This is a genomic window from Pseudomonas sp. Pse1, from assembly GCF_024519635.1.
Classification (GTDB): domain Bacteria; phylum Pseudomonadota; class Gammaproteobacteria; order Pseudomonadales; family Pseudomonadaceae; genus Aquipseudomonas.
Window position 1 is genome coordinate 107,885 of record NZ_JALJRO010000011.1, and the last position, 15,402, is coordinate 123,286.

At 63.1% G+C, this 15,402-nt stretch carries 15 protein-coding genes; 10 read left to right on the plus strand and 5 right to left on the minus strand.

Annotated features, from left to right (window positions below; genetic code table 11):
• The first annotated feature begins 1 nt into the window (after window position 1).
• Genes NR126_RS17390 through NR126_RS17415 form a run of 6 tightly spaced genes read left to right on the plus strand, consistent with a single transcriptional unit; the run spans window position 2 to window position 3,077 of the window.
• Window positions 2-475, plus strand: a complete 474-nt coding sequence (locus tag NR126_RS17390) for a type II secretion system protein (RefSeq protein ID WP_027616153.1) — start codon at window positions 2-4, stop codon at window positions 473-475.
• A gap of 4 nt (window positions 476-479) precedes the next feature.
• Window positions 480-854 carry a type II secretion system protein gene (locus tag NR126_RS17395; RefSeq protein WP_027616154.1) on the plus strand — a complete coding sequence of 125 codons (375 nt, stop codon included), beginning with the start codon at window positions 480-482 and terminating at the stop codon, window positions 852-854.
• On the plus strand, window positions 829-1,362 hold the full coding sequence (locus tag NR126_RS17400) for a type II secretion system protein (RefSeq protein ID WP_027616155.1): 534 nt from the start codon (window positions 829-831) through the stop codon (window positions 1,360-1,362). Before NR126_RS17395 ends, NR126_RS17400 begins: the two co-directional genes overlap by 26 nt.
• Before the next feature lie 12 nt (window positions 1,363-1,374).
• Entirely contained in the window at window positions 1,375-1,773 is a 399-nt protein-coding gene (csgE, locus tag NR126_RS17405) for a curli production assembly/transport protein CsgE (RefSeq protein WP_027616156.1), read from the plus strand.
• Window positions 1,770-2,189: a curli assembly protein CsgF gene (locus NR126_RS17410; RefSeq protein WP_027616157.1), complete on the plus strand. Its 420-nt coding sequence runs from the start codon at window positions 1,770-1,772 to the stop codon at window positions 2,187-2,189. The genes csgE and NR126_RS17410 overlap by 4 nt, the downstream gene beginning before the upstream one ends.
• Before the next feature lie 30 nt (window positions 2,190-2,219).
• The gene (locus tag NR126_RS17415) at window positions 2,220-3,077 is read left to right on the plus strand and encodes a CsgG/HfaB family protein (protein WP_027616158.1); all 858 of its coding nucleotides are present in this window, start codon (window positions 2,220-2,222) and stop codon (window positions 3,075-3,077) included.
• A gap of 125 nt (window positions 3,078-3,202) precedes the next feature.
• On the opposite strand, the gene NR126_RS17420 is transcribed toward NR126_RS17415, so the two are convergent.
• Entirely contained in the window at window positions 3,203-4,975 is a 1,773-nt protein-coding gene (locus tag NR126_RS17420) for an acyl-CoA dehydrogenase C-terminal domain-containing protein (protein ID WP_256830715.1), read from the minus strand.
• Window positions 4,976-5,058: 83 nt separating this feature from the next.
• Complete coding sequence (locus NR126_RS17425; RefSeq protein WP_105754927.1) at window positions 5,059-6,681, minus strand: acyl-CoA synthetase; 1,623 nt, start codon at window positions 6,679-6,681, stop codon at window positions 5,059-5,061.
• 215 nt (window positions 6,682-6,896) lie between these two features.
• On the opposite strand from NR126_RS17425, the gene NR126_RS17430 reads away from it, so the two are divergent.
• On the plus strand, window positions 6,897-8,714 hold the full coding sequence (locus NR126_RS17430) for a PAS domain S-box protein (RefSeq protein WP_256830716.1): 1,818 nt from the start codon (window positions 6,897-6,899) through the stop codon (window positions 8,712-8,714).
• Between the two features lie 4 nt (window positions 8,715-8,718).
• Window positions 8,719-9,345, plus strand: coding sequence for a response regulator transcription factor (locus tag NR126_RS17435; protein WP_256830717.1), 627 nt, complete (start codon window positions 8,719-8,721; stop codon window positions 9,343-9,345).
• 98 nt (window positions 9,346-9,443) lie between these two features.
• Here NR126_RS17435 and NR126_RS17440 read toward each other — a convergent pair whose 3' ends face one another.
• The 3 genes from NR126_RS17440 to NR126_RS17450 form a co-directional block, all read right to left on the minus strand.
• A complete protein-coding gene (locus NR126_RS17440; RefSeq protein WP_256830718.1) occupies window positions 9,444-10,907 on the minus strand; it encodes an aldehyde dehydrogenase family protein in 1,464 nt (487 codons plus the stop codon).
• Window positions 10,908-11,150: 243 nt separating this feature from the next.
• Window positions 11,151-11,858, minus strand: a complete 708-nt coding sequence (locus tag NR126_RS17445) for a cupin domain-containing protein (RefSeq protein WP_256830719.1) — start codon at window positions 11,856-11,858, stop codon at window positions 11,151-11,153.
• A gap of 60 nt (window positions 11,859-11,918) precedes the next feature.
• Entirely contained in the window at window positions 11,919-12,773 is an 855-nt protein-coding gene (locus NR126_RS17450) for a GNAT family N-acetyltransferase (RefSeq protein ID WP_256830720.1), read from the minus strand.
• Between the two features lie 638 nt (window positions 12,774-13,411).
• Between NR126_RS17450 and NR126_RS17455 the strand changes: the two genes are divergently transcribed.
• Window positions 13,412-14,080 (plus strand): haloacid dehalogenase type II, encoded by a 669-nt coding sequence (locus NR126_RS17455; protein WP_027616166.1) that lies wholly within the window; start codon window positions 13,412-13,414, stop codon window positions 14,078-14,080.
• A 43-nt stretch (window positions 14,081-14,123) separates the two neighbouring features.
• Window positions 14,124-15,398, plus strand: coding sequence for an FAD-binding oxidoreductase (locus NR126_RS17460; RefSeq protein WP_027616167.1), 1,275 nt, complete (start codon window positions 14,124-14,126; stop codon window positions 15,396-15,398).
• The last annotated feature ends 4 nt before the right edge of the window (window positions 15,399-15,402 follow it).

Consider the following 15,402-nt stretch of genomic DNA (forward strand, 5'->3'; position numbering starts at 1 on the left):
CATGAAACGCTCGGTGCGCGGTTTCACCCTGATTGAAGTGGTGGTGACCCTGGCCCTGATCGGCTTGCTCGCCGGCATGGCCGCGCCGCTCACTGAGACCATTGTGCGCCGGGGCAAGGAGCAGGATCTGCGCACCGCGCTGTACCAGATTCGCGATGCCCTCGATGCCTACAAGCGCGCCTTCGACGCCGGCTACATCGAGAAGTCGTTGAACAGCAGCGGCTACCCGCCAAGCCTGCAAGTGTTGGTGGACGGAGTACGGGATGTGCGCAGTGCCAAGGGCGCCAAGTTTTACTTCCTGCGGCGCATCCCGCGTGACCCGTTCGCCACGGCCAAGCGTGACGATCAGGGTGGCTGGGGCCTGCGCTCCTACGACAGCACGGCCCAGAGCCCGCGTGAAGGCGAGGACGTCTACGACGTGTACTCCCACGCCCGCGGCAAGGGCCTCAACGGTATCGCTTACAGTGAGTGGTGAGCTTATGCGCCGGGAAAAGGGTTTTACCCTGCTGGAACTGATGGTGGTGATGGCGATCATCGCGACCCTGATGACGATCGCACTGCCGCGCTACTTCAACAGCCTGGAAACCTCCAAGGAAACCACGCTGCGCCAGAGTCTGTCGGCCATGCGCGAAGCCCTGGATCACTACTACGGCGACACCGGTCACTACCCAGATTCCCTCGATCAACTGGTCGAGCAACGCTACCTGCGCAACGCGCCCATGGACCCGATCAGCGAGCGCAGCGATTTGTGGGTACTGGTCGCGCCACCGGATGGAGTGGCCGGCGGAGTCGCCGATGTGAAGAGTGGTGCTACCGGGAGGGCGCGTGATGGCAGCCTGTATTCCGAGTGGTAGCCCCCACGCCGAAGGCGGCTTCACCTACCTGGGCGTGCTGTTCCTGATCGTGGTCATGGGCATGGCCCTGGCCAGTGCCGGCGAGCTGTGGTCGACCAGCGCCCGGCGTGATCGCGAACGCCAGCTGCTGTGGGTCGGCACCCAGTATGCCCAGGCCTTGCGCAGCTACTACCGCAGTTCGCCCGGCGTGGCGCTGTACCCGCAGGAGCTGGCGGACCTGCTGGTGGATCAGCGTTTCCCGACACCTCGGTCGCACATTCGCCGCTTGTACCCGGACCCGATTGGCAATACCGAGGAATGGGGCTTCACCCGCGGCATAGACGGGCGCATTACCGGGGTTTACAGCCAGTCCCACGAGCTGCCGCTCAAGCAGGCGGACTTCCCCGCCCAGTGGGTCGACTTCAACGGCATGACGCAGTATTCGGATTGGCAGTTTGTCGCCGAAAAGGCATTTCTCGACGGCCCGGCGGGACAGGTGAAAACCCCGTCCGCCACGGCAGATCGCTAAGGAGGCGTACTCATGAATGGTCTGTTCCTGACATCCCTGGCCCTGATGCTGACGCTTGCCACCAGCGCCGCGCGCGGTGACGACGAAGACGAAATGGCGGGCTTCATCATCGACAACACCATCTCCCACGTCGGCCACGATTTTTACTACTACTTCGCCGACCGCATGCGCGCCATCAGCCGCATGGACTTCAACCTGGTGGTGCGCGAACGCCCGGACGCACGCTGGGGCAGCCTGGTGACGGTGGAGTATGAGCGGCGCCTGGTTTACCGGCGCTTCCTGGCCCCCAATACCACCGAACTGAAAGACACCGCCGTCGAGGCCGCCGACCTGGTCAAGGCGCAGATCTCCCAGCGCAGGCTCGAAACGCTGCTACAAGACACCACCGACCTGGAGAAGGACGAACTATGAACAGCACAAGCCTCTCACGGCGTGCCGGCCTGTTGTTGCTAGGTCTGGGCAGCTGCGGCCTGGTCCAGGCCACGGAACTGGTCTACACCCCGATCAACCCATCGTTCGGCGGCAATCCGCTGAACGGCACCTGGCTGCTCAATAACGCCCAGGCACAGAACGACTACGACGACCCGGACATCAAGTCGCGGGCCACCACCACTGGCACCTCGGCCCTGGATCGCTTCACCAGCCAGTTGCAGTCGCGGCTGCTGTCGCAGTTGCTGGACAACATCTCCACGGGCAATACCGGGAGCCTGTCCACCGACTCGTTCATCGTCGACGTCATCGACGACTCGGGGGCTCTGAGTATTCAGGTGACCGACCGCGCGACCGGCGAAATTTCGGAAATCCAAGTGAATGGCCTGGCCCCTTAAGGGGATTCGGGACGATGGGGAGGGACGGACATGAAAACAATAATCCTGATGATGACGCTGCTGTTCACCTTGCAGGGCTGCGCACTGCGCGAACCGGTGGGCGCTGAGCAGGAAGGCGAGACGCCGACGCTGACACCGCGTGCCTCGACTTATTACGACCTGCTGAACATGCCGCGTCCCAAGGGGCGCCTGATGGCGGTGGTGTATGGCTTCCGTGACCAGACCGGGCAGTACAAACCGACCCCGGCCAGTTCGTTTTCCACCAGCGTCACCCAGGGCGCGGCGAGCATGCTGATGGACGCGCTGCAGGCCAGTGGCTGGTTCGTGGTACTGGAGCGTGAAGGTCTGCAGAATCTGCTGACCGAGCGCAAAATCATCCGCGCTTCGCAGAAAAAACCCAACACGCCGGTGAATATCCAGTCGGAGTTGCCACCGTTGCAAGCGGCGAACCTGATGCTCGAAGGCGGCATCATCGCCTATGACACCAACGTCAAGAGTGGCGGGGAAGGGGCGCGCTACCTGGGCATTGATATCTCTCGCGAGTACCGGGTCGACCAGGTCTCGATCAACCTGCGGGCGGTGGATGTGCGCAGCGGCCAGGTGCTGGCCAACGTGATGACCAGCAAAACCATCTACTCGGTTGCCCGCAGCGCCGGGGTGTTCAAGTTCATCGAGTTCAAGAAGTTGCTGGAAGCTGAAGTCGGCTACACCACCAACGAACCGGCGCAACTCTGCGTGCTGTCGGCCATCGAATCGGCAGTCGGCCACTTGCTGGCCCAGGGCATCGAACGCCGCCTGTGGCAAGTGGCCGGCGACCCCGCCCAGGCAAACCCGACCCTGGATCGCTACCTGGCGCAGCATAACAATGTGCAGAAGGATGAGGAGTGAGGGGGCACGGGACCTTCGAGCACCACAAAACCTTGTAGGAGCGAGCCTGCTCGCGATGAAGTTGATGCGGTGCGGCTGATGGCCCCATCGCGAGCAGGCTCGCTCCTACAGTTTGGGGGGGCGCTTCAAAACTGCTCCGCACTCAACCCGAACAACGACTCGCTGCCGGCGCGGATCGACTGTTCCAGGCTGGCCATGCGCGGCAGCAGGCGCTGCATGTAGAAGTTCGCGGTGGCCAGTTTACCGCCGTAGAAAGCCGGATCTTCAGGCAGATTCTGCTCCGCCACCTGGGCCATGCGTGCCCACAGCCAGGCATAGGCCAGGTAGCCAAACAGGTGCAGGTACTCCACCGACGCCGCGCCAATTTCATTGCGATTGTCCGCGGCCCGCGTTTGCAGCCAATCGCTGACATCCTCAAGGCGTTGCACCGCCTCGAACAGTTCTCCGGCAAACGGCGCGCCCGGCTGATCGGCGAAGCGGCGGATCTCGGCGGTGAACTGGCGCAGCGCCTGGCCGTTGTCGGCAAGCACCTTGCGTCCCAGCAGGTCCAGCGCCTGGATGCCATTGGTGCCTTCGTAGATCTGCGCGATGCGCACGTCACGCACCAACTGCTCCTGACCCCACTCGCGAATATAACCATGGCCGCCGAACACCTGCTGGCCGTGGATGCAGCTTTCCAGCCCGCTGTCGGTAAAGAACGCCTTGGCCACCGGCGTCAGCAGGGCCACCAGCGCCTGAGCGTTGTTGCGCTCGGCCGGCTCATCGGCATATTTCGCCAGGTCCAGTTGCTGCCCGACATAGCAGGCAAACGCCCGACCGCCTTCGGTCATGGCCTTCATGGTCAGCAACATGCGGCGCACATCCGGATGCACGATGATCGGATCGGCGGCCTTCTCTGGAGCCACGGCACCGCTCGGCGCACGGCTTTGCACCCGTTCGCGAGCGTAGGCCACCGCGCTTTGATAGGACGCGGCAGCGCAGCCTATGCCCTGGATGCCGATCGACAGACGTTCGTAGTTCATCATGGTGAACATCGCCGCCAGGCCCTTGTTGGCTTCGCCCACCAGCCAGCCGCTGGCGCCGTCGAAGTTCATCACGCAGGTGGCCGAGGCCTTGATGCCCATTTTGTGTTCCAGCGAACCACAGCTCACGGCGTTCGCTGCGCCGAGGGAACCGTCCGGGTTGACCAGCACCTTGGGCACCACGAAAAGCGAGATGCCCTTGGGACCCGCAGGTGCGTCCGGCAACTTGGCCAGCACCAAATGGATGATGTTCTCGGTCAGGTCCTGCTCGCCACCGGTGATGAAAATCTTGCTGCCGCTGATCCGGTAGCTGCCATCGGCCTGAGGTTCGGCGCGACTGCGGATCAGCCCCAGGTCGGTGCCGGCGTGGGCTTCGGTGAGGCACATGGAACCGGCCCAGCGCCCCTCATACATCGGTGGCAGGTAGATATTTTTCAGCGCCTCGCTGGCGTGCGCATCCAGGGCCAGGCAGGCGCCGGAACTCAGGGCCGAATACAGGGCGAAGCTGGAGTTGGCGCCGTAGAGCATTTCCTCGACCTGCACCGCGAGCATCTTCGGCATGCCCATGCCACCGTATTCGGCATTGCCTGCCAGACCGACCCAGCCGCCTTCGATGTAGGTCGCATAGGCCTGCTGGAAACCGCTCGGGGTGCTGACCTGGCCGTCGCGCCATTGCGCGCCTTCTTCGTCGCCGCTGCGATTGAGCGGGGCAATCAATTGCGACGTGACTTTCGCCGCTTCTTCGAGAATCGCATCGGCGGTGTCAGCATCGACCGTTTCCGCCAACGCTGGCAGGCGCGCCCACAGGGCAGGGGCGTCGAACACTTCGTGCAGGACAAAGCGCATGTCGCGCAACGGGGCGTTGAATTCGGGCATCGGGTAAACCTCACAAGGACGGTTGTTCTGGTGCGGCGACGGGCAGCGGTCCCGTCGCCGGCTGGCGAGTGGTCGTGGTTGGCCTAGAGCGCTTCGGCCCGTTCGCGCAGGACGTACTTCTGGATCTTGCCGGTGGAGGTCTTCGGCAGCAGGGTGAAGACCACCGTGCGCGGTACCTTGAAGCCGGCCAGGTGTTCGCGGCAGAAGCTGATGATGTCGGCCTCGCGCACGTCCTGGTGATCGGCCTTCAGGGTGACGAAGGCGCAGGGAGTTTCGCCCCATTTTTCGTCGGGACGGGCGACCACCGCCGCCTCCATCACGCCCGGGTGGCGGTACAGCACGCCTTCGAGTTCGATGGTGGAAATGTTCTCGCCGCCGGAAATGATGATGTCCTTGAGGCGGTCCTTGATCTCGACGTAACCGTCCGGATGACAAACCGCCAGGTCGCCGGTGTGGAACCAGCCGCCTTCGAAGGCTTCGGCGGTGGCGCTGGGATTCTTCAGGTAGCCCTTCATCACCGTGTTGCCGCGCATGAAGACCTCGCCGATGGTTTGGCCGTCACGCGGGGTCGGTTCGAGGGTGCTGGAGTCGGCGACCATCACTCCTTCCAGGGTGGCGTAGCGCACGCCCTGGCGCGCCTTGACCTGGGCTCGCTCGTCGAGGGGCAAGGCGTCCCACTCGGCATGCCAGGCACAAATAGTCACCGGGCCGTAGGTTTCGGTCAGGCCGTAGACGTGGGTGACCTTGATGCCCATCTGCTCCACCGCACCGATCACCTTGGCCGGTGGCGCGGCACCGGCAACCATGGCGTTGACCGGATGATCGATCGCCGCCTTGGCCGATTCCGGCATGTTCACCAGCGCATTGAGCACGATCGGCGCACCACACAAATGAGTGATCTGGTGTTCGCGAATCAGGGTCAGGATCTTCTGCGGATCAACGCGGCGCAGGAACACGTGGACCCCGGCCAGCGCGGTGATGGTCCAGGGGTAGCACCAGCCATTGCAGTGGAACATCGGCAGGGTCCAGAGGTACACCGGATGATTGCCCATGGCCCAGGTCATCTGGTTGCCCAGCGCGTTCAAATAGGCGCCGCGATGGTGATAAACCACACCCTTGGGATTGCCGGTGGTGCCCGAGGTGTAATTCAGCGAGATCGCCTGCCACTCGTCCGCCGGCCACTGCCAGGCGAAGTCCGGATCGCCCTCGGCCAGCAGCGCCTCGTAGTCCAGTTCGCTTACGGCCTGTCCTTCGCCATACTCCGGGTCGTTGACATCGATCACCAGCGGCGGGTGATCAAGCATGCCCAGGGCGGCGTGGATCACGGCGTGGAACTCGCGGTCGGTGATCAGCACCTTGGCTTCGCCATGCTGCAGCATGAAGGCGATGGCTTCGGCATCCAGGCGCACGTTGAGCGGGTTGAGCACGGCGCCGATCATCGGCACGCCGAAATGCACTTCGAGCATCTCGGGAATATTCGGCAGCATCACCGCCACCGTGTCGTCCTTGCCGATCCCGCGTCCGGCCAGGGCCGAGGCCAGGCGCCGGCAGCGGGCATAAGTCTGCGCCCAGGTGCGGCGGATCGAGCCGTGGATCACGGCGGGGTAGTGGGGATAAACACTGGCCGTGCGCTCGATGAAGCTGAGCGGAGACAAGGCGATGTGATTGACAGGCGCAGGGCTGAGCCCTTGTTCATAGATCGACATGTACGGTACCCGGTGGCTGATTGTTAGCTCTGATCGGTGACCCGGCGTGTGCGCCGAGGTCATCTTTAAATGTCCGGTGTGCTTTATATACATTTGGCGATAGATATGGAAGTACAACCTAAGACGTATAGTATATCTACTATATTTGCTTCTCTCGAAGCCTAATCAGTCGCGTCCCGGTATATGCTGGGCGACTTTGAATCCCTGGACCGCCCATGAGCCAGACGCCTGAATCGCCGCTGCTACCCCACGACCCGCAGCCCAGCCTGTTGCTTGACCCGCAAGGCCAGCCGCTGGCGTTCAACCCGGCGTTGCTGGCGTTACTTGGCGAGCGTTCTCCGGCGCAGGTGGAGGAGCTGCTGCCAGTGAATTACCTGATGCTGGTACGCGCCTGTCTTGATCAGCAGCGGGCCATCGAAGAGGTCGAGGTGCAGTTGCAGGCGCGGATCCTCACCTGGACCTTCATCCCCGATCCGCAGGCCAAGCGTGTGCTCGCCCGATGCCACGACGCCACCGCGCAGATTGTCGCCCGGCGTGAAGCGGCCACGGCACGCCGGCTGTACCGGCTGATCATCGAAAACACCACCGACCTGATCTCCCGGCACACCCCGGACGGGCTGTTTCTCGATGCCTCGCCGGCGTCCTGGACCCTGCTCGGCTACTGGCCCGAAGAGCTGCGCCGGCAACCGGCCCAGGGCCTGTTCCATGTCCAGGGTCTGGCCAGTCTGATGCAGCGTGCGCAGGAAGCGCTGGCGCAGGACGGTTACCACACCATGACCTACCGCATCCGTCACCGCGACGGGCATTACCTGTGGTTCGAAACCGCCTGCCGGGCAATCCGCGAAACCTACACCGGTGCCGTGGTGGAGGTGGTCAGCGTGTCGCGGGATATCACGGCACGGGTGCAGGCCGAGGAAAATAAGCGACGCCTGGCCGAAGTGGTCGAGGCCAATACCGATCCAGTGTTGTTCATCGACCCGCTGGGACAGGTCACCTACCTCAACCCCGCCGCGCGGCGCATCCTCGGAATCGGCGCTGAACAGCCGATGCCCGATCTCGCTGAATTGTTCGCCAGTGACGACCTGGCGCGTCTGCAACGCGATGGCTGGCCCAGTGCCGAGCGCGAGGGCGTGTGGAGCACCGACGCGCGCCTGCAACCGTCCGGCGGTGGTCGTTCGGTGCCGGTGTCGCTGGTGTTGCTGGCGCATCGGGCGGCTGCCGGCGAGCGCTATTACTCGCTGGTGGCGCGGGACATGACCGAGCGCGAACTGCGTGAAGCCCAGCAGCGCCGGCATCAGGACGAACTGGCGCACACCGCGCGCCTGGTGACCCTGGGCGAACTGGCTTCGGGCATCGCCCATGAAATCAATCAGCCGCTGGCGGCGGTGGTCAATTACGCGAATGCCAGCCAGCGTTATTTGCAGACCCTGGGCAGCAATCCCCAGGCGGCGGAAAAGGTCGCTCAGGGCCTGCAACGCATCAGCCACCAGGCCACCCATGCCGCGCAGGTGATCAGTCGCCTGCGTGGGTTCCTGCGCAAGGGCCAGCGACGTATGCAGGCGCTGGACTTCAGCGAGGTGGCCCGCGAGGCCGTGCGTTTGTGTGCCTGGCAGGCGGCCAATTGCCAAGTGACAATCGAGGATCGACTCCCGGATAATCTGCCGCCGGTGTATGCCGACCGGGTGTTGCTGGAGCAGGTGCTGTTGAACCTGCTGCGCAACGCCATCGATGCCAACCGCGAACAGCATCCCGCCGAGCCTTCGTTAGTCGTCATGACGGCTGGGCAGGTGGGGGCCGCCAGTGTCGAGATCCAGGTACAGGACCAGGGCCCGGGCGTCAGCGAGGAGCAACTGGCGCAGCTGTTTACCCCGTTCTACACCAGCAAGGCCGATGGCCTTGGACTGGGCCTGTCCATGAGTCGCAGCTTGATCGAAGGCTTCGGCGGCGAGTTGCAGGCGCGGCGCCAGGCGGTCGGACTGTTGATGAGCTGCCGTTTGCCATTGGCCGGCGCAACCCGAAAAGCACAGGAATAAGGCAATGACGGAGCAGGTGGTGTACGTGGTCGATGACGACCAGGGGATGCTCGAATCGACAGTCTGGCTGCTCGAGTCGGTAGGGCTGACGGCCTTGCCGTTCACCAGCGGCAGTGAATTTCTCAACGCCTGCGAGGCCGGTCGCGATGCCTGTGTCCTGTTGGACGTGCGCATGCCCGGCATGGGCGGGTTGAACGTGCAGGAAGAAATGCGCCTGCGCGAGCTGAATCTGCCGGTCATTTTTGTCAGCGCGCACGCCGATGTGCCCATCGTGGTCCGCGCCTTCAAGGCTGGCGCCCATGACTTTATCGAGAAGCCCTACAACGAGCAGTTACTGCTCGACAGTGTGCAGCAGGCGCTGAGCAAGTGCTCCCTGAGCCAGACCCACAGTCAGGGCCAGCAGCACCTGCAGGACCGGCTCGCTTCCCTGACCCCGCGTGAGCGCGATGTGCTGTTGCCGCTGGTACAGGGCTACACCACTCGGGAAATTGCCGAGCAGTTGGGGGTCAGTGCGAAGACGGTCGACCTGTACCGCGCGCGGGTGATGAAGCGAATGCAGGCGCAGACCTTGCCGGATCTGGTGGGGATGGCGATTGCGGCGGGGGTGGTGGATGCGTTGCGGTTGCGTTGAGACTGGACTGGGTTGTTCGAAGATCCGGTGATCGACCCCAAAACCTGTAGGAGCCTGCTGGCGATGAGGCCTTTGGCCGCACCGCCTCAACCCTGCAGTTACTCACCAAACCCGACAATGGCTTTGGTTTCCAGATACTCCTCAAAACCGTACACACCAAATTCACGGCCATTGCCGGAGCGTTTGTAGCCACCGAAAGGCGCCATGGGGTTCCAGGCGGGGTAGTTGAGCAGCACTTGTCCTGCGCGAATACGCGAGGCGACTGCTCGTGCCTGAGCGAGGTCCTGGGACTGGACGTGGGCACTGAGGCCATACACCGTGTCGTTGGCAATCGCGATGGCCTCATCGAGGGTGTCATAGGCAATGATGCACAGCACCGGTCCAAAGATTTCTTCCTGGGCGATGCGCAGGGACGAGTCGACCTCGGAGAAAATCGTCGGCCGGGCGTAAAACCCCTTGGCGTGACCCGCTACCCGACCCAGGCCGCCGCACACCAGTTTGGCGCCTTCATTCAGACCCGCTTCGATCATGACTTGCACGCGCTTGAACTGAGCCTCGTTGGCAATCGGGCCCAGGACCGTATCTTCGGATTGGGGGTCACCGACGATGATTGCATTGGCCGTGGCGGCGGCCAGTGCCTCGACCTCCGCCAGCCTGTCCCTGGGCACGATCATTCGGGTCGGGGCGCTGCACGATTGGCCGACGTTGCGAAACGCCGACATTACGCCCAGTGGAACGGCCTTGGCGAAGTCGGCATCGGGGAGCAACAGGTTCGGCGACTTGCCGCCCAGCTCCTGAGTGACGCGCTTGACGGTCGGTGCGGCTGCTTGCGCGACGAGCGCGCCGGCGCGGTTTGAGCCGGTAATCGAAATCATGTCGATGTCGGCGTGCGCAGCAATCGCTTCACCGACCTCCGGACCACTGCCATTGACCAGGTTGAAGACCCCCGGCGGCAGCCCTGCGTCGTGTACCAGTTGAGCGAAGAGCAGGGCGCTCAGCGGTGACAGTTCGCTGGGTTTGAGCACCACCGTGCACCCAGCCGCGATCGCCGGGGCGACCTTCGCGGTGATCTGATACAGCGGCCAGTTCCACGGCGTAATCAGACCGCAGACGCCGATGGGTTCGCGTTCAATCGCGGTGCTGCCTTCGAGTGTCTGGAAGCGATAGCTGGTCAGCAGATCCCGTGCGACCCGCACGTGTTCGGCTGCCAGGGGCACTTGCATCGCCCGGGCGAAGCCGATCGCTGCGCCCATCTCCAGCGAGAGCGCCTGTGCCAACTCCTCTTTGCGCTCCAGGATGAGCTCATGGATCTTTCCAAGAAACGCCGCCCGTGACGCAGCACTGGAAGCGGACCAGCCTGGAAAGGCCGCCCGTGCGGCAGCCACCGCCAGATCGACATCCTCGGCCATTCCGCGTGCAACTTCGGCAACCACGGTTTCAGTCGCAGGATTGACCACCGGCAAGCTCGCCGGGCTGACCGGTTCCGACCACTGTCCGTTGATGTAAAACCGCTGCGACATGTGCGGATCAACGCGGTAGCTATTCGAAGCGTGTGTAGTCATCAAACGAGCTCCTTGGAGCGGTAATGGGCGCTGTGAACAGCAGGGCACAAGAGACTGCGAAGCAGGGCAACGCGCTGGCTTGCGAGGTATTCCCCAGGGCCCTGTCCTGGCCATAAATTAACAAAACGATCTCGGTCAACGATGCCGTTGTTCAGCTCGGCAAAGGAGAATCTGCTGTATGCAGGACGAAAACGCGGCACTCGATCCAGCGCGGGATCAGGCCGCGCGTCTGCACCCGCTCATTTACTTGACGGCATACACCTTGCGCACGTACCGGGTGCTTTGCCAGGCGCAGGGTGCACCCTGGGCAACGAACACGCTGTCACCGGTATCGACGGTCACGCTTGCCCCGTCGTCAGCCGTCAAGGTCACGCTGCCTTCGATCAAGTGCATCAACTCGTTGAGTTTGTGCCCACGGCCGTGACGGGTGTAGGGCGTCGAGTCCCAGACGCCGACGCGCAGGTCGGTGGCGTTGTCTTCGAAGGCGTTGCGAGAGCGGCATTGGGGTGTCGGGCCAATCAGTATCTGTGGCTCCGGGGCGGCCGAAGGTGACAGCAGCGCCAGCGGGTCGAGGAGTGTCAGGCCTGGGGTGGGCAACGCTGTGGTGACGCTGCAGAACGCCCACTGCGTTCCCTCCTGTGCCTCGATGTACACGACGGTGCCGCGACCGATGACTGCGCTGCCACCGACCGTCAGTTGCAGTGTCTGGTCCGGGGTTTTCAGTGTCACCTGGCCGCTGTGCACGACGATGGTTTCGCTGTGCGGATAGTCATCGCTGGCAACCGCGTGACGCCCGTCGATGATGCCCGCCGACACGCCGTCAGAGCCTGACCAGGCGACCTGGCGGCTTGCCGCGAATGGGTCCGCCGCACTCAATGCCTGTTGGCTGAAAGGTGTGTCGACGCGACGGCCATCGGCGCGAGCCAGCAGCAGAATGGAAGGTTGGGACATAGGGGTAGCGCTCCGGGTAAACACGAGAATTGAGAGGCGTGATACGAGGCGAGCAGAGGCTCAGCCGATGGCTTGAGTGACCAGGGCAAACTGCTGCACGCCGCTGATGGTTTGCGGTGGCGTGCCGCGCGCCATCTGCGCGACGGTATCGACCTTTTTCAGTCCGGCGGCTTCCAGCCAGTCACTCAAGCCACAGTCGGCCGGAATGTCGATGCGCACGAAGGCATCCGGCACCTGGCTCAGCAACGTGGCGATCAGGTGCTGGGCCTGGGCGAGGTTCTGCGCGATCACCGGGCCGATGCAGCGGCCACGGCCGAAGGGGCGCATCAATGCGAAAGCCTGCAGTTGCCCGTCGCGCACAATGCCCACCGACTGCTCGACGACGGGGAACAGGTCGGCGAGTACTGCCTGCCGATCCAGTCCGCTACCGGCATTGGCCAATTCCAGCAGCCGAGGCTGATCCGCTGTACTCAGTGGGCGGCACTCTTCGCCATCAGCCAGGGGCGCTGGCGTGGGGGCCTGGACCTGGCCTTGATGCTGCTGGATCCGGCCGAACTCGACAAAGCCCTGGCTGCTGTACAGCGGTGCGCCGGCCAGCGTCGCGTTGAGCATCGGCGTGCTCGACTGGCAGGCGTCCAGCGCCAGTTCCATCAGCTTGCGACCGATGCCCTTGCCTTGATAGTCGTCACTGACGATCACCAGGCCAATGGTGGTGAAATCCCCTTGTGGGCAAGCGAAGGCCGACCCAATCAGGCGCTCGCCATCCAGCACGACAAAGCCTTTGCTGACTCGGTGCAGCATGGCCCAGTCATCCAGGCGATGGGGCCACTTCAATTGCACGGACAGTGCATGGGCGGCAGGCAGGTCGGCGGTGGTCATTGGGCGATAGCTGTATGAAGGAAGCGGGGCGGACATGACGAATCTCCGATGAAAAGTGTGCGCGAGCAACCGGTTGTCCGGCGTGATGACGCCTGTATCCCATCTGAATGACGGCATGGCAAGGGGGGCAGAAGTATTCGGTAGATTCCGCGAAGCGCAGGCCGCCAGACGACAGTTACTACTAAATTGCCCGGCGCTGTCGGCAGCAAATGCTCGGACGAATCAGCGCCGTTAAAAGGCTGTTTGCCAGGCAGTGAGACCCATCGTCCAGGCAGGGTTTTCTGCAGTTGAAAATGCTGCGCTTCGGATGCGGTTGCTCAGCTGGATCTGCCGTGCGCCGCAGCGAAACAGTGATGTGCCGGCAGGTGCACCAACAATCCCGGCGCTCGGCGCAGTTTCTGCGGTGATGGACCACGCGCGCGCGTATAAATGGGTTGTGAGGGCCCAATAAGTGCGCATAAATATGGGGTTTGCCCAAGGCTTGTGCGCACCGCAAAGTCTGCTGAGGGGGGCGGCTAAAACGGTGATTTGTATCGAACGCAGATCGCTTTTAACGCCATCTGCTGATTTCACAGTGTTGTAATGACGGTGTGCTGCAGCGTTGCATCACTGCTTCGCAATCGAAGCGAATGCTTGTCGCGCCATGACCTCAACGAACTTCAGGACCGCACTCAATGAGCTTTCTTCGCCCCAAATTCATTACGTTCGACTGCTACGGTACGCTGACCAATTTCCACATGGGCACGATGACCCGCGAGCTGTTCGCCGATCGCGTCCCTGCGGAGCAGATGGATCAGTTCGTCAAGGATTTCTCGGCCTATCGCCTGGACCAGGTCATGGGTGACTGGAGGCCTTATGACGAAATTCTCAAGACTGCCCTGGCACGGACCTGCAAGCGCTGGGGCGTCGAATACCGCGACGAAGGTCAGCTGTATTACGACGCCGTGCCAACCTGGGGCCCGCACCCGGACGTGCCAGCCGGCCTGTCGAAAATCGCCGACAAGATCCCTCTGGTGATTTTCTCCAACGCCAGCGACAGCCAGATCATGTCCAACGTCGACAAGCTCGGCGCGCCGTTCCACAAAGTCTTCACCGCCGAGCAGGCACAGGCCTACAAGCCACGTCTGGCCGCGTTCGAATTCATGCTCGACAACCTCAACTGCGGTCCGGAAGACATCTTGCATGTGTCCTCCAGCTTCCGTTACGACTTGATGCCGGCTCACGATATGAAGATCAAGAACAAGGCCTTCGTCGCGCGCGGTCATGAAGTGCCGGGCAATGCCTTCTATGGCTACCAGCAGATTGCGGATATTGGTGGTCTGGCCGGGCTGGTCGGTCTGTAACGGCACTCTTTCTGGCATTGGCTTATTGGCATAGGGATTAAACATGGGCAGCGAATCCTACTGGCTCGACACGGCACCGGCCTTCACCGGCGCACAGCTCGGCGCATTGCCCGGGCAGGTCGACGTGGCCATCGTCGGTGGTGGTTTCACCGGCTTGGCGGCGGCTCGGGCATTGGCCCTGCAGGGGGCCAGTGTGGTGGTCCTGGAAGCGGGGCGGGTGATCGGCGAAGCCTCTGGCCGCAATGGTGGCCAGTGCAATACCGGGGTTGCCCAGGATTACGCCGGCCTGAGTGCCAGTCTCGGTGCCGACAAGGCCCGAGCCTACTACCAGGCCTATGAGAGCGCAGTGCAGAGCGTGGTGTCGTTGGTGCAGCAGGAGCAGATCGCTTGTGACCTGGTGCGCAACGGCAAGCTCAAGTTGGCCGCCAAGCCGATGCACTACGAAGGCCTGGCACGGACCTGCGAATTGATTCGCCGGGAAGTCGATGCCGATGTCGAGTTGCTGTCCGCCGAGCAGACCCGCGCCGAAGTCAATTCGGCGCAGTTCCATGGCGCCTTGCTGCAGCGCAACGGTGTGCAAATGCACGTCGGGCGCTTCGGCGTGGGTCTGGCCGAGGCCGCGGTGCGTCACGGCGCGCTGGTCCATCAAGGCACTTCGGTGCTGGATTGGAAAGCCCGGGCTGGTGGCTATCAGGTCAATACCAGCAAGGGTTCGCTGCACGCCGGGCAAGTGCTGCTGGCCACCGGTGCCTGTCAGCACGGAGGCCTGGGTTGGTATCGGCGGCGGATCGTGCCGGTGGGCAGTTTCGTGATTGCCACCGAAGTGCTGCCGCAAGCGCTGATTGACCAAATGCTGCCCGGCCATCGTGCCTATGTCACCAGCCGGATGATCGGCAACTACTTCCGCCTGACGCCGGACAACCGTCTGCTGTTCGGCGGTCGTGCGCGGTTTGCCATGTCCGACAGCGTCAACGATGCCAAGAGCGGCAAAGTGCTGCAGGCGGCGATGGTGCAGATGTTCCCGCAATTGGCCAGCGTCAAGATCGATTATTGCTGGGGCGGGCTGGTGGACATGACGTCCGACCGCTTGCCTCGGGCCGGCCAGCACGGCGGTGTTTTTCACTCCATGGGCTACAGCGGCCATGGCGTGCAGATGTCGGTGCACATGGGCCAGGTCATGGCCGACGTGATGGCCGGGAAGGCCGAGGCCAACCCCTGGCGGGAACTCGACTGGCCGGCGATCCCCGGGCATTTCGGCAAGCCGTGGTTCCTGCCGTTCGTGGGCGCTTACTACCGCTTCCAGGACTATTTGCATTGAGTTG

What these genes read in the sequence shown, in the direction of transcription:
- NR126_RS17390 (WP_027616153.1), top strand. Translation starts at nt 2, where the DNA reads ATGAAACGCTCGGTGCGCGGTTTCACCCTGATTGAAGTGGTGGTGACC.
- NR126_RS17395 (WP_027616154.1), top strand. Translation starts at nt 480, where the DNA reads ATGCGCCGGGAAAAGGGTTTTACCCTGCTGGAACTGATGGTGGTGATG.
- NR126_RS17400 (WP_027616155.1), top strand. Translation starts at nt 829, where the DNA reads ATGGCAGCCTGTATTCCGAGTGGTAGCCCCCACGCCGAAGGCGGCTTC.
- csgE (WP_027616156.1), top strand. Translation starts at nt 1,375, where the DNA reads ATGAATGGTCTGTTCCTGACATCCCTGGCCCTGATGCTGACGCTTGCC.
- NR126_RS17410 (WP_027616157.1), top strand. Translation starts at nt 1,770, where the DNA reads ATGAACAGCACAAGCCTCTCACGGCGTGCCGGCCTGTTGTTGCTAGGT.
- NR126_RS17415 (WP_027616158.1), top strand. Translation starts at nt 2,220, where the DNA reads ATGAAAACAATAATCCTGATGATGACGCTGCTGTTCACCTTGCAGGGC.
- NR126_RS17420 (WP_256830715.1), bottom strand. Translation starts at nt 4,975, where the DNA reads ATGCCCGAATTCAACGCCCCGTTGCGCGACATGCGCTTTGTCCTGCAC.
- NR126_RS17425 (WP_105754927.1), bottom strand. Translation starts at nt 6,681, where the DNA reads ATGTCGATCTATGAACAAGGGCTCAGCCCTGCGCCTGTCAATCACATC.
- NR126_RS17430 (WP_256830716.1), top strand. Translation starts at nt 6,897, where the DNA reads ATGAGCCAGACGCCTGAATCGCCGCTGCTACCCCACGACCCGCAGCCC.
- NR126_RS17435 (WP_256830717.1), top strand. Translation starts at nt 8,719, where the DNA reads ATGACGGAGCAGGTGGTGTACGTGGTCGATGACGACCAGGGGATGCTC.
- NR126_RS17440 (WP_256830718.1), bottom strand. Translation starts at nt 10,907, where the DNA reads ATGACTACACACGCTTCGAATAGCTACCGCGTTGATCCGCACATGTCG.
- NR126_RS17445 (WP_256830719.1), bottom strand. Translation starts at nt 11,858, where the DNA reads ATGTCCCAACCTTCCATTCTGCTGCTGGCTCGCGCCGATGGCCGTCGC.
- NR126_RS17450 (WP_256830720.1), bottom strand. Translation starts at nt 12,773, where the DNA reads ATGTCCGCCCCGCTTCCTTCATACAGCTATCGCCCAATGACCACCGCC.
- NR126_RS17455 (WP_027616166.1), top strand. Translation starts at nt 13,412, where the DNA reads ATGAGCTTTCTTCGCCCCAAATTCATTACGTTCGACTGCTACGGTACG.
- NR126_RS17460 (WP_027616167.1), top strand. Translation starts at nt 14,124, where the DNA reads ATGGGCAGCGAATCCTACTGGCTCGACACGGCACCGGCCTTCACCGGC.